The organism is Chitinophaga vietnamensis (assembly GCF_902167635.1).
Classification (GTDB): domain Bacteria; phylum Bacteroidota; class Bacteroidia; order Chitinophagales; family Chitinophagaceae; genus Chitinophaga; species Chitinophaga vietnamensis.
The window spans coordinates 1-14,066 of sequence record NZ_CABHMS010000004.1 but is presented as its reverse complement, the minus strand read 5'-3'; the positions used below and the strand labels follow the sequence as shown (position 1 = coordinate 14,066).

The 14,066-nt window shown below is 50.7% G+C and carries 12 protein-coding genes; 8 read left to right on the top strand and 4 right to left on the bottom strand.

Annotated features, from left to right (window positions below; genetic code table 11):
• Positions 1–68 precede the first annotated feature (68 nt).
• Positions 69–1,292, bottom strand: coding sequence for a PQQ-dependent sugar dehydrogenase (locus FPG75_RS11170; RefSeq protein ID WP_161596759.1), 1,224 nt, complete (start codon positions 1,290–1,292; stop codon positions 69–71).
• Between the two features lie 119 nt (positions 1,293–1,411).
• Between FPG75_RS11170 and FPG75_RS11165 the strand changes: the two genes are divergently transcribed.
• Positions 1,412–2,668: an MFS transporter gene (locus tag FPG75_RS11165; protein WP_143306936.1), complete on the top strand. Its 1,257-nt coding sequence runs from the start codon at positions 1,412–1,414 to the stop codon at positions 2,666–2,668.
• A 91-nt stretch (positions 2,669–2,759) separates the two neighbouring features.
• Here the strand turns inward: FPG75_RS11165 and FPG75_RS11160 are convergent, their stop codons facing one another.
• Positions 2,760–3,254, bottom strand: coding sequence for a YkgJ family cysteine cluster protein (locus FPG75_RS11160; protein WP_143306935.1), 495 nt, complete (start codon positions 3,252–3,254; stop codon positions 2,760–2,762).
• Between the two features lie 164 nt (positions 3,255–3,418).
• Between FPG75_RS11160 and gcvP the strand changes: the two genes are divergently transcribed.
• Together gcvP and FPG75_RS26315 are read left to right on the top strand one after the other, a co-directional pair.
• On the top strand, positions 3,419–6,280 hold the full coding sequence (gcvP, locus tag FPG75_RS11155) for an aminomethyl-transferring glycine dehydrogenase (RefSeq protein WP_143306934.1): 2,862 nt from the start codon (positions 3,419–3,421) through the stop codon (positions 6,278–6,280).
• Positions 6,281–6,408: 128 nt separating this feature from the next.
• Positions 6,409–6,540, top strand: coding sequence for a hypothetical protein (locus tag FPG75_RS26315; protein WP_262712051.1), 132 nt, complete (start codon positions 6,409–6,411; stop codon positions 6,538–6,540).
• A 42-nt stretch (positions 6,541–6,582) separates the two neighbouring features.
• Here the strand turns inward: FPG75_RS26315 and FPG75_RS11150 are convergent, their stop codons facing one another.
• On the bottom strand, positions 6,583–7,839 hold the full coding sequence (locus FPG75_RS11150) for an alkaline phosphatase family protein (RefSeq protein WP_236652770.1): 1,257 nt from the start codon (positions 7,837–7,839) through the stop codon (positions 6,583–6,585).
• 234 nt (positions 7,840–8,073) lie between these two features.
• Here FPG75_RS11150 and FPG75_RS11145 point away from each other — a divergent pair, with 234 nt between their 5' ends.
• The 4 genes from FPG75_RS11145 to FPG75_RS11130 all read left to right on the top strand — a co-directional run bounded on the left by FPG75_RS11145 (position 8,074) and on the right by FPG75_RS11130 (position 11,865).
• Positions 8,074–8,586: a hypothetical protein gene (locus FPG75_RS11145; protein WP_143306933.1), complete on the top strand. Its 513-nt coding sequence runs from the start codon at positions 8,074–8,076 to the stop codon at positions 8,584–8,586.
• Between the two features lie 18 nt (positions 8,587–8,604).
• A complete protein-coding gene (locus FPG75_RS11140; RefSeq protein WP_143306932.1) occupies positions 8,605–9,504 on the top strand; it encodes a hypothetical protein in 900 nt (299 codons plus the stop codon).
• A 76-nt stretch (positions 9,505–9,580) separates the two neighbouring features.
• The gene (locus FPG75_RS11135; RefSeq protein ID WP_143306931.1) at positions 9,581–9,928 is read left to right on the top strand and encodes an MmcQ/YjbR family DNA-binding protein; all 348 of its coding nucleotides are present in this window, start codon (positions 9,581–9,583) and stop codon (positions 9,926–9,928) included.
• A gap of 44 nt (positions 9,929–9,972) precedes the next feature.
• Positions 9,973–11,865: a CocE/NonD family hydrolase gene (locus FPG75_RS11130; RefSeq protein ID WP_143306930.1), complete on the top strand. Its 1,893-nt coding sequence runs from the start codon at positions 9,973–9,975 to the stop codon at positions 11,863–11,865.
• Positions 11,866–11,908: 43 nt separating this feature from the next.
• Here FPG75_RS11130 and FPG75_RS11125 read toward each other — a convergent pair whose 3' ends face one another.
• Entirely contained in the window at positions 11,909–13,093 is a 1,185-nt protein-coding gene (locus tag FPG75_RS11125) for an acyloxyacyl hydrolase (protein WP_143306929.1), read from the bottom strand.
• Between the two features lie 113 nt (positions 13,094–13,206).
• Between FPG75_RS11125 and FPG75_RS11120 the strand changes: the two genes are divergently transcribed.
• On the top strand, positions 13,207–13,917 hold the full coding sequence (locus tag FPG75_RS11120) for an FKBP-type peptidyl-prolyl cis-trans isomerase (protein WP_143306927.1): 711 nt from the start codon (positions 13,207–13,209) through the stop codon (positions 13,915–13,917).
• Positions 13,918–14,066: the final 149 nt, after the last annotated feature.

Here is a 14,066-nt window from a genome sequence, read left to right as displayed (position 1 = left end):
AAATATAGAATAAAATCAACCGCCACCGGGGGCACTTTATCCCTTTTAACAAAAATTTGCGGTAGTGATCACGCTTTGACCAGTTTGTAGATGGCTCCTCTGAAGCCGCTGCTGGTGGAGTAACTGGTAAGCATATACAGTTCGCCGTCTTCATCTTCTCCCCAGCTCAATATCTGGAGATTCTCATTCGGGCGGTTGGTAAATTCGAGATCGGCCCGCTCCCATTTGTTACCTGAAGGCTCCAGTACAAAAGACTTGCCATTATAATCTCCGAAAACATACAGCCCTTTCAACGACGGAATGGCTTTGCCGCGGTATACATAACCACCGGTGATGCTGATGCCGAGGTTATGATCATATTCGTGGATAGGCGCTATCAGCTTGCTTTTATCGGTGCCCGGAGGTACGTTGAAATCGTGATAGCCTTCCATGATACGCCAGCCATAGTTGCCGCCGCGGGTAATGATGTCTACTTCTTCATAGAGGTTCTGGCCTACATCGCCGGCGAACAGGCGTTTGGTGTCGCGGTCGAAAGAGAAGCGCCAGGGGTTACGCAGGCCATAGGCCCATATTTCCGGCTTGGCGCCTGCCGTTTTTACAAAAGGATTATCTGCCGGCACTTTGTACGGTGTTCCGTTCACGTCTATACGTAATATCTTACCCAGGAAGGTATTGAGGCTCTGGCCATTGCCGATGGTACCGTGCTTGTCGCCGCCACCGCCGCCATCGCCCACACCGATGTATAAATAGCCATCAGGGCCGAATTGCAGCTGGCCGCCATTGTGATTGGATTCAGGTTTGTCAAATTCCAGCAGCACCCTTTCGGATTTCGGGTCGGCTACATTAGGGTTGGCAGCCGATACGGTGAACTCTACCAGCTTGCTTTTGTGGTTCACGCCTTTCACCGGATTGGCCAGGGGCGCGCTATAATACAGATAGAATTTGTGGTTTTTTTTGAACTGCGGATGGAAGGCCATACCCAGCAAGCCACGCTCGTCATAGGCGGGGTTTATCTTCACCATTTCGCTGCTCACATCCACGAACGGTTGCGGCAGGAGTTTGCCGTTCTGCACGATCCACACTTTTCCTTCTTTCTGGCAGAAGAACAGCCTGCCCGTACCATCATGCGGAACAGCCATATTCACAGGAGAAATAAATTTATCGGTAACCAGTTCCAGCTTGGCTTTGCGGGCCGGGGGCGCGGCTTCGTCCTTGCCGGGGTTGGCTGCGCAGGCAAGCTGGATAGTAAACATCGGCAATAAGGCCCAGCCGAAGAAACGGTGCATTTTCATCAGAATACAGCTTTTTACTGCACTAAAAATAATCATCTTGGCGAATTATATAAATAGATGTGATGAATGGCGTGACGATTTTTTTCGCTTTGGCGTACCTTCGTAAAAAATTCATCAGATTGGACACTTCGGCATCACCCAAGAACGACCCATACGCCTCGTTACGCTTCCGGGAATTTAATTTCTATCTCGTTATCCGCTTTGCTATTGTATTTGCACTTACTATGCAGTTCGCCATCATTGAATGGAAAGTGAACGAACTGGCAAGAGATCCGTTTGCATTGGGTTTGATAGGATTGGCCGAAGTGATACCCGCTGTGCTGCTGGCGCCATTTGCCGGCCACCTGGTCGATAAACGCGAGAAACGGGGCATGCTACTGAGGTGTGTAATCGCCTATATCTTCATCAGCACGGGGCTTTTCTTCCTCACCTGGGACCGTGCTGTGGCGGGCATTCCCAAGCATTGGGTACTGATGATGATCTATTGCCTGGCCTTTGTAGGCGGCCTGGTACGCGCTTTCACCAGCCCATCTACTTTTACTTTGCTGTCTTTACTGGTGCCCAAGCAATTATACGCCAACGCCTCTACGTGGAGCAGCTCTGCCTGGCAGATCGGCGGTGTGCTGGGACCTGCGCTGGGCGGCTTTTTCATCTATCTCTTCGGAGTACATTGGGCCATGCTCATAGTGGTGTTTATGTTCTTCCCGCCCCTTTACAGCCTCTTACAGATCAAACCCAAGCCCATCTACTATAAAGACCGCGGGGAATCCTTCCTGGAGAGCCTTACCCAGGGGATGCGCTTTGTATGGCGCACCAAGGTAGTGCTGAATGCCATGGCCCTGGATATGTTCGCGGTGCTCTTTGGCGGCGCCGTTGCCATGTTACCGATCTTCGCCACTGATGTGCTGCATGTAGGCTCATTGGGGTATGGCCTGTTGCGCTCTGCACCGGCGGTGGGCGCGCTGATCACTATGTTCATCATCGCGCACAAACCTTTGGTGAACAAGCCAGGTATCAAGCTGATGGCAGCCGTTTTCGGCTTCGGCATCACGATCATCCTCTTCGGATTATCCACCAGCTTCTATTTCTCTCTGTTGATATTGTTGGCCAGCGGCGCGCTGGATGGCGTAAGTGTAGTGATCAGGCAAACGATCCTGCAATTGAAAACGCCGGATGATATGCGTGGCCGTGTGGCCTCGGTCAGTTCTATGTTCGTGGGCTCGTCCAACGAGCTGGGCGCCTTCGAGAGCGGATTCATGGCTCGTGCCATGGGACTCGTGCCCAGCGTGGTGTTCGGCGGATGCGTAACATTAGGAGTAGTGGTTACCACTTACATCATCTCACCTGCGATGCGCAAACTCGATTTAAAAATTTAGGTATTTATGGATTTTCGGATTTCTTGATTGATGGAGACGGAAAGACCTGAAAATATTGGATAAATCCGTAAATCCACAAATCCGTAAATCCCTAAATATCTAATTTCTCTTTTAGTCTCTCCAACACATAATACACCGCCGGACAGATCGTGCTGTTGAGATGCGTGATATTAGGGCGTTTGAAGAAGTCGTAGCTATCGGTATAAGGATAGTTGTGGCAATCGCCGGGACGTACATCATAGATACTGCAATAGTTATCTTCTCCCAGAAAGGGACAGGGAGAGAATTTCACGACATAGTCTTCGTCTTTATCGATGCGCAGATAAGTATCGATGAAGGCGCCTTCCTTCATGCCGAGATATTTGGAGATACGTTTGATATCGGGTGCTTTGAAACGCGGGCTAATAGTTTTGCAGCAGCCGGCGCACTGGAGGCAGTCGATCTTGCTGAAAGCCTCCTCATGCAGTTCGGGCAGCAGCTTCTCCACGCCTTTTCCACGGCGGGTCTGCAATTTCTGCAGGAATTGCTTATTGGCTTTTTGTTTGTCTTTCGCCTTCTGTTCCCAGTTTTCTAGTAAGTCGCTCATTTGCTGCAAAGATAGTTATTTCAATCATGGACAAAACTATGACATAGCCCCTCGCCGGAGATGCCCTGTTTATCACTGTTTTCACCGGCCCCGGCCCACTGTTTGGCGAATGCTTAAAAACATCATAGCTTTGCGCATTCTATTTCAAACTACCTGCTTACATCATGAATCTTTTTGATATTCAACAAAATGAATTCGTGCACCGTCACATAGGGCCGAATGAAGCTGAGACGAACCAGATGCTGGAAACCATCGGAACTGCCAACCTGGACGAGCTGATTAACAAAACTGTACCAGGCGCTATCCGCATGCAGCAGCCACTTGCCGTTCCGGCAGCGATGAGCGAGAGCGATTATCTCCGTCACCTGAAAGATGTTTCACTGAAAAACAAAGTTTCACGTAACTACATCGGACAAGGTTATTTCGATACCATCACTCCCAGCGTGATCCTTCGCAATGTGTTCGAAAATCCAGGATGGTACACGCAGTACACGCCGTACCAGGCTGAGATCTCTCAGGGCCGCCTGGAAAGCCTGCTCAACTACCAGACCATGGTAAGCGATCTTACCGGCCTTCCCATCGCCAACGCTTCCCTGCTGGATGAAGCCACTGCCGCCGCAGAAGCCATGACCATGTTCTTCAACGCACTGAACAAAGATCATGACCACCTAAGCAGACCTAAATTCTTTGTAGACACTAACGTGTACCCACAAACGCTGGATGTGATCTACACCCGCGCTACACCGCTGCACATCGAAGTGGTGACAGGTGACTACAAAACTGCGCAGATCGACGCATCTTATTTTGGTGCGCTGATACAATATCCCAATAACATTGGTGCGGTAGAAGATTACCAGGGCTTCATCGCCAAGGTACATGAAACCGGCGCCTTTGTAGCCATGGCTACCGATCTGCTGGCGCTCACGCTGCTCACCAGCCCCGGCGAACTCGGCGCCGACGCCGCCCTCGGCTCTGCACAGCGCTTCGGCGTTCCTTTGGGCTTCGGTGGCCCTCACGCCGCATTCTTCGCCGTAAAAGACGATTTCAAACGCGCGATCCCCGGCCGTATCATCGGCGTAAGCATCGACGCACAAGGCGGCCGCGCACTGCGCATGGCGCTGCAAACCCGCGAACAGCACATCAAACGCGAAAAAGCTACTTCCAACATCTGTACTGCACAGGCACTGCTGGCCAACATGGCCGCCATGTATGCCGTGTACCACGGACCTGAAGGGCTCACCCATATCGCTACACGCGTAGCGAAACTGGCCAAAACACTGGCCGACAAACTCACTGCCAAAGGCCTGAAACTCGTTGCTACCCACTTCTTCGACACCATCACCGTTACAGGCGCTGATGTAAAAGCCAAAGCAGAAGCCGCCGGTATCAACTTCCGCTATTTCGCCAATGGCCAGGTAGGTATCTCCCTGGATGAAACTACCACCATCAGCGATATCAACGATATCCTGCAAATATTCGGCGATGGTAACACCGACGCCGCTACCGTGAACAGCAACACTACCGCTATCCCGGCAGCGCTGCAACGCACTTCCTCTTTCCTGACTCATCCCGTGTTCAACAGCCACCACAGCGAATCGCTGATGATGCGCTACCTGAAATCACTGGAAAATAAAGATCTCTCCCTCAACACCTCCATGATCTCCCTCGGTTCCTGCACCATGAAACTGAATGCAGCCTCCGAAATGATCCCCCTGAGCTGGGCGCACTGGAGCAAAATGCATCCTTTTGCACCGAAAGCACAGGTAGGCGGTTATTACCAGATAGCAGAAGAACTGGGAGAATACCTCAGCAAGATCACCGGCTTCGATGCATGCAGCCTTCAGCCTAACAGCGGCGCCCAGGGCGAATATGCAGGCCTGCTCGTGATCCGCGCTTACCACGAAAGCAGAGGCGAAGGTCACCGCGATGTAATGCTCATCCCTATCTCCGCACACGGCACCAACCCTGCATCAGCAGTAATGGCCGGCTTTAAAGTGGTGGTAGTAAAAGCACTGGAAAATGGCTACATCGATGTAGAAGACCTGAAAGCCAAAGCAGCAGCGCATTCCAAAGACCTCGCCGGTATCATGATCACCTACCCTTCTACCTACGGTATCTATGAAGAAAGTGTGAAAGATATCTGTGCCACCATTCACGAACATGGCGGACAGGTATACATGGATGGCGCCAACATGAACGCACAGGTAGGTCTTACTGCTCCGGGTCTCATCGGCGCAGATGTGTGCCACCTCAACCTGCACAAAACCTTCGCGATCCCCCATGGCGGCGGCGGTCCTGGCATGGGCCCCATCTGCGTAGCAAAACATCTCGCACCATTCCTGCCCGGTCACGTAGAACTGAACAGCGGCAACAAATCCAGTGCAGTATCAGCAGCGCCCTTCGGCTCTGCAAGCATCCTGCTGATCTCTTATGCTTACATCCGCATGCTCGGCGCCAATGGCCTGAAGCAGGCATCTGAATATGCGATCCTCAACGCCAACTACATGAAAGCGCGCCTGGAAAAAGCATATGATATCCTCTATAGCGGCAGCAACGGCACCTGCGCACACGAGTTCATCGTAGACCTGCGCCCGTTCAAAGCAACAGCCGGCGTTGAAGCGGAAGATGTGGCCAAACGCCTGATGGACTACGGTTTCCACGCTCCTACCATGAGCTTCCCGGTTCCTGGCACTATCATGATCGAGCCTACTGAAAGTGAAGACAAAGGCGAGCTGGATCGCTTCTGCGACGCAATGCTGGCCATCCGCGAGGAAATCCGCGCAATAGAACTCGGTACTGCCGACAAACAAAACAACGTACTCAAAAATGCACCGCATACACAGTTTGTGATCACCGCTGACGAATGGACCCGTCCATACAGCCGTCAGCAGGCCGCTTACCCGCTGGAATATGTGAAAGTAAATAAATTCTGGCCTTCTGTAAGCCGTGTGAATAACACCCATGGCGATAGAAACCTCATCTGCACTTGCGAGCCGGTAAGCGCTTATGAAGAAGCTACTGCGTAGCAATTACGGATTACGAATTAATAATTACGGCCCACCAGGTAGATTACCTGGTGGGCCGTAATGTTTTATTTGTTGGCGTTGTGTAAATCTATCGCCCCTACGGGGCGTATAGAAGCGGAACATCTACGGTGGCAGCGAAATGTATCGCCGCCTGCAAGGGCGGTACGATTGTTACCGCCCCTACGGGCGGCATATTGGTAGCAGGCATCACATCTACCAATATATCGCCCGGTACGGGCGAAAGCCCGGTAGAAAGATGAGCTACGCTGCGTTAAGCCCCGTGGGGGCGATACCATTCGTAATTACTGCGCCAGTATACCTTCCAGCACTTCCGCTTTGCCATCGATCGGTTGTGTGATCTCCAGGCTGAGGATGCGTGCTACTAACGGGTACACATGTACGTTTTCGAAGGTAGCGATGCGGGTATGCGGCTTGAAAGCCGGTCCCCAGGCCATGAAGATGGCATTCATCTCGGTGAGGTTGTTATCATAGCCATGATGGCCGGGATGCATTTTGCGTTTGTCTTCGCTGAAAGCGTAGCCGGGTTCCGCCAGCAGGATGATATCTCCGATGCGGTTATATACATCTTCCTGGCCATAGTGCCAGCGGGCAGGCGTTTCGTTCTTGAGGTAAGCCACATAGTGCTCTTCATGTTGCTTCAGGAACTGGTAGGCCGCTTTGATCTCCTGTTCATTCTCTCCATACAACATCACTTTTTCATTGCCAGGCATAATCTTCATTGGCCGCAGTACCGGCGTATCCGGTAAGGAGAGGGTAGTAACCGTGTTTACTTCCGTCATGCCATGATCGGCTACTACGATGAAACTCACTGGCAGCGGCAGTTTGCTCACGGCAGTCACCATTTTGCCGATGCTTTCATCTACCAGCTGAACGGCCTTGCGCACGCTGTCGGAGCCAGGGCCATAGGCATGGCCGGCATGATCCACTTCCGGGAAATAGAACGTAATGAGGTGCGGACGTTGGTCTTCGGGCAGCGACAGCCACTCTACTACCTGTTGTATGCGGCGGTCGATGCCGGTTTTCTCCTGGTATTTAAAATAGTAAGTGGGGCGCACATTCTGAATGGCGCTTTCAGAGCCTACCCAAAAATAGCTGGCGCTGAGCAACTGTTGTTTCTCTGCCAGCACCCACAGCGGAATGCCGCCATACCAGCTGCCATCCTGCACGGAGCTGGTATCGCCTACTTTATAACGTTCCTTTCTTTTGCGATCCCAGAAAAGGTTGTCCACCAACCCATGATGCGCCGGGTACATACCGGTAGCAATGGAATAGTGATTGGGAAAAGTAAGCGTGGGGAAAGACGGTTGCATGGCCGTGGCGCGTACGCCGCTCTCAGAGAGCTTCAGCAGGTTTTCTGCATGGTATTTCTCGGCATAGTCGTAGCGGAATCCGTCTATCGAGATCATGATCACATAAGGCTTTGTTTGTTGCAAAGCGCTGTTCTTACGGTTCGGTACTATCTGTTGTGTGGTGTCCTGTGCGTCACTGCGGCCGCCGACAAATGCCAGTATGGCCATCCACAAAATGATCCTTTTCAAAATGCTTGTTTTAGTGTTACGAATGTTTCCGTTTTTGCAGGGCTGGATGGCTCGCAATTTAGAAAACTATTCGCATTTCCGTTCTCCCTATCTAATGATAATATTTTATCATACAATTATATAATTGATACAATCCTGGCGAAACCACAATCATCTGTATAAAATAAATATATATAAATTTTAATAATTAATTGTTAATCTATATATTAGCCAACTGAAAAACCATACTATACTATGTCCGACTACACCTTTATCACCACTGAGGAGAACTTTCTGTTACAGGAAGCGCTGAAGAAGAACAAGCGACAGTTAACCAAATTTTTCCTGATCGGTATTGGATTATTGTTGATAGCAGCGGTGATACCACAGATCTACCTCTACACACACAATACCCTCGGTGATGCCGACCAGTCTTTATTTTCCTATACCAATGCCTGGTTCTGGATATGGCTCATCTGCTTTGTGATCGCCCTGATATTTGCCCTGATCAAAGTAACAGATATTCGCTACTGGGCCTTGAAAAAAGACCTGGTAGCCTTGCAGAAAGCCACGCTCAACGCCCCGCTGGAAGCGGTTTACCTGGAAAACAACGACAGCCAGACCAACTTTTCTATCAGACTGGAAAATAGAAAGAAACGCATTTTTTACTGGATGCGTGGCGCCCTCGAAGGATATCGTGCAGGCCAGGAGGTAGAGATCACGTATGCCCGTTACTCGCGCGTGATCATCTCCATCCAAAAAAAATAAAGAAAAAATCCTGGTCCTATGAAGCGTCTCCGTATCAAGCATTATCTTTTGTCGGCTACCATTCTCAGTACCTTGCTGGTGTCTGCTGCACTGGTCAAATCAGATAAGCACATGGCAGTGCCGCCCGCCACCCTGCCGCTGCTGCATACCATTACGGTCAATGGCGTACCGGCAGACAGTATCGTATACGATGAGCGCCGGCAGCTGTCGGCCATCTGGTTCTACGACGATATCACCAGGCACTGGGATGCACACAACGAATACGTTGTTGGCGGTAATAATAAGGTAACGAAGATCATGGAATATTGGGGAGATGAATTGATGAGAACAGACTCGCTGGCATGGACCGACTCACTACTGATACGCTATACCGTGAGCCATCAGGCCTCCGCGCATGCGGCCTACGACACACTGGTGATCGCACTCAACGAGGTCGGGAAAGCCGCCAGGGTAGGCACTCCCGACACGCTCACCGATGAACTGCACCGTTTCATATCCTACGACGACCTGCTATACAACGGCGCCAACCTGAGCACCTTGCGCTCGCAGGATTATTTCACCACTGGTACTAACGGCAACGCCTATATTAAACATGAGAACATCACCACACTGATCTATGATCAGTATCGAAACCCGTTTGCACCGTTGTGCAGCAGCTACCCGGGCATCAGCAGGGAAACCTTCAACGAAAACGTGCTCTTTGCCGACGCCGCCAACAACGTAGTCAGCAAAACGATACAGGAAACATTCACGGGCGCCGTCAACGAAACGGTGGTGAACAAGATCAGCTGCCGTTATCAATACGATCCCGTTACCCTGTTACCACTGCAACAGCTATACGAAAAAAACGAGACCGATGAAGATGACCGCCCGGTGAAGAAAATATACCACATCACTTTTACCTATACGAAAATATAACTGTTTGTTTTGAGTTACGCGGGCCTGTCATTTATTTGACGGGCCTGTGTTATTTTTGCGGCATAATCTCCTTTACATGCATATCGAACAATTCCAGGAATATTGCCTGTCGCTGCCCGGCGTCACAGAAGAATTTCCTTTCGGCGACAACATACTGGTGTATAAAGTGATGGGCAAAGTATTTGCCCTCACCAACCTCGACGAATTTGAATGGATCAACCTCAAATGCGACCCCGATCTGGCCGTAGAGCTGCGCGAGCGCTATGACGGCGTTACGCCCGGTTATCACATGAACAAGAAACACTGGAACTCGGTAGAAACGCACAGTAACATCCCCAACAAACTGATCGTGGAATGGATACGCCACTCCTACGATCTCGTGGTGGCCTCACTGCCGAAAAAACTCAGGGAACAACTAGGTTAAGCTTTTTTTATTACTTTAGTCCATATCAAAAAAAAGAACTGTTTATGAGAAAATGGCTGCTGCTGGCCTGCGCCGCACTGTTCGTATTCCCGGTGATCACCAAAGCCGTTAACCAGGACTCCCTCTGGATGTATGAAAACTACACAAAAAAAGAAGTGTATATCACGATGCGCGATGGCGTAAAGCTGTTCACCGCTATATACACACCTAAAGACCAGTTGGAGAAACATCCTATCCTGATGACCCGCACACCCTACTCCTGCGCGCCTTATGGCGAAAACAAATTCCGCCCTTACTACGCCAACCAGAACAACCGCTACCTGAAAGAAGGATACATCATGGTGTTACAGGATGTGCGCGGCTGCTGGATGAGCGAAGGTAAATTCGTAAACGTAAGACCTTTCAATACCAACAAAAAAACAAAGAACGATATTGACGAAAGCACCGATACTTACGACACCATCGACTGGCTCGTGAAAAATGTGGACGGCAACAATGGTAACGTAGGCGTGTTCGGCACTTCCTATCCCGGCTTTTACTCTACCATGGCGGCTTTGAGCAATCACCCCGCTTTGAAGGCAGTAAGCCCGCAGGCGCCGGTGACCGACTGGTTCGAGGGCGACGACTTCCACCACAACGGCGCTTTCTTCATCTCCGATGGTTTCTCTTTCTATACCGTCTTCGATCATCCTCACCCCAAACCCACTACTGTAGGGCCTAAGGGCTTTAACTACTATAGCCACGACAACTACAAATTCTATCTCGAAACCGGCGCTTTGAAAAATTTCGCACGCCTGATCGGCGACAGCGTAGCCTTCTGGCAGGAGATGTACAACCATCCTACCTACGACAGCTGGTGGAAAGCCCGTAATGTGCGCAACTTCCTGTATAATGTGAAACCCGCCATGCTCACCGTTGGCGGCGTATTCGATGCAGAAGATTGCTTCGGCGCCTGGAACACTTACAAAGCCATCGAAAAGCAAAGCCCTGCTACCAACAACCGTCTGGTGATGGGCCCCTGGTATCATGGCCAATGGTCATCGCTCGATGGTACGCATCTCGGCAATGTGCGTTTCGGCAGCAACACCTCCGACTGGTACGCTGAAAATGTAGAAGTACCCTTCTTCAACTACTACCTCAAAGGCAAAGGCCAGGCGCCTGATATCGCAGAAGCGACAATCTTCTTCACCGGTGAAAATCAATGGAGAAAATTACCGGTATGGCCTCCTGCCGATATGCAGCAACAGCCCATCTACCTGCAGGCAAACGGCAAGCTCAGTTTCACCAAACCCAATGCAGGCAACAGTTTCACGGAATATGTCAGCGATCCCGCCAAACCGGTGCCTTATACAGAAGATGTACACTTCAACCGCACCATCAACTACATGACCGACGATCAGCGCTTTGCCGCACGCAGGCCTGATGTAGCCGTATTCGAATCCGCCGCGCTGGATAACGATATCACCCTCGCCGGCCCTGTGATAGCAGATATCATCGCCAGCACCAGCACCACTGATGCGGATTTCATCGTAAAACTGATCGATGTGTTCCCGGATGATTTCAAATATGAAGACGATGCCCCCAGCGAACACCGCAGGATACCTTCCGCCACCTACCCGATGGGCGGCTACCAGATGCTCGTACGCGGAGAGATCATGCGCGGCAAATTCCGCAACAGCCTGGAAAAGCCGGAACCATTCGTACCAAACAAACCATCTACCGTAAAATTCACCATGCCCGATGTAGCGCATACCTTCAAGAAAGGCCACCACATTATGATACAGGTACAGAGCAGCTGGTTCCCGCTGGTAGACAGGAACCCGCAGCAGTTCATGGATATTTATAAAGCAGATGATAAAGATTTCAAGAAAGCAGATATCCGCATTTATCATGATGCGCAGCACGCATCCAGTGTGATACTGCCTGTTGTGAAGTAATATTTATAGCAGCTGTGCAGTAATACTGCACAGCTGCTTTCCTTTACCATAGCCATTTTCCGCCCCCGCCCCACTCGATCCAGTCGGCCGCCCCGCCAGACAAAGTCTTCAAACCGATCTGCACAAAACCATAATTACTGATGTTATAGCGTAGCGCTACGCGCAGAAAGTAGCTGCCTTTTTCATCGTCGCGGCGCCACCAGTAGGTACCAGCCTGCGTTATGATCTCGAAGCGCTGCAAGTGAAGGGAGTGGCCGAGATGCACGCCTGCCAGCATCCTGTCGGTAACGGGGTTGCGGCCATATTTGGTTTTGTATACCCGTCCCAGTGAGGCGTCGTAAAGCCCGTCGATGCCCGCGCCTGCACTACCGGCGTGGCTATAGCGGTAGCTATAGTCCAGTACTGCCGAAGCAGTGCCGTAGAAGGCATCGGAGCCGATGCGGCTATCGTTCTGCACCACGCCGAAGGCGGCGTACAGGGCCAGCTGATGATAATGGTTCACTGGCGGTATCGGCAATTCCAGTTTCACCGGGCGCCGTGGCGCGATATAGGTGCTGTCTATCTGCTCCCGTACGATGCGCCCGATCGCATTGTAATGAAAACGGAAACCGCCATTCAGGCCCACCATGTTCAAACCCAGGTTGGGCGTATGTGTGCGGCCATTGGAGAAATGGGTGATGTCCAGTCCGTACACGAAATCAAACATCTCCGATAATCTCAACACTCCTCCTACATTGGCATTAAAATATACATCTACCTTGGAACTGATCGCGTCATTCAGCGGATTGGTTTTAGCGTTATACGGTTTGAGATCATAGGTAAATCCCAATGACAACCCCGCTTCAAAATGATTCCGTTTGCGTTCATGAAAAGGGATGTAGATAAAGCCATACAAGCCGCTGGGATTGCCGAGTATGGCCACATCGCCGATATTGCCGGTATAAAAACCAAGGCCATAGCTGGGCCAGTTGAATACGCGCTGCCATACCTGCCTGCCGGAAGACTGCCATCCAGTGCGGAGTTCCAGCGAGCGGTAACCGTGTTTCAGCAACTCGTCCAGCCCATCGCCGGAATAGATATGTGATCCGCCATGTAATTTCACTTCCAGGTAGCGGTGCCTTCCCAGGTTGGGATTCTGTCTGGCTTTTACCCAGAGATCGGTGGTGTCCTGGGCCGATGCAAACAGGCCAAAACATAATAGCTGGCCAACCAGCAACATGATTTTCATACGAATGAAACAACAATCCAGCGCCGCTTTTGTTGGAGAACGGGAAACACATTAGCAATAACCGCATATTTGATTAACTTGCAGACCTAAACCCTAAGCAACATCAACATATTATGACTAAAAGCATTTTCTTTTTAGGCGCCCTGGGATTGTTATCCCTGCAGGGTTACAGCCAGTCAAAAGCCAAGCCTAAACCCGCAGCGGCAACAGCCAAAGCAGCGGTTTTGAAAACACGCATCGATTCTATCAGCTATGGTATCGGCCTCAATATCGCCGACAACCTGAAAACACAGGGACTGGAAAATGTGAATACAGCCGTGCTGAGCAAGGCAATACAGGACGTACTCAAAAAGAGTCCGCTATTATTAACAAAAGAACAAAGTGATATGAGCATCAGTAATTATCTGCAACAGTTAAAAGCAGAAAAATTCGCGAAGAACAGGGAAGCCGGCGTGAAATTCCTGGCAGAGAATAAAAGCAAACCCGGCGTGGTAGCGCTCCCCAGCGGCCTGCAATACCAGGTGCTCAGAGCTGGCGACGGCCCTAAACCCACTGCCACCGATAAAGTAAGAACACACTATCATGGCACCCTCATCGACGGTACTGTTTTCGACAGCTCTGTAGACAGAGGCGAACCTATCTCCTTCCCGGTGAATGGTGTGATCAAAGGCTGGACAGAAGCCCTGCAGCTGATGCCGGTAGGTTCCAAATGGCGCCTCTTCATCCCTGCTGATCTGGCTTATGGCGACCGCCAGGCAGGTCCGAAGATTGCCCCCGGCAGCACATTGATATTTGACGTAGAACTGCTCGCCATCGAGAAGTAAGTTCACGCAAAGACGCTAAGTAGCAAAGGCGCAAAGCGCAGAGGCTCGCTTCGCTCGCATTAATTTGGCTCAGGATTATAATGATTGAAAGGATTACCAGGATTTTTTTACAGGATTAATAAAGATTAAAGGAGATTGATGAGAAGATC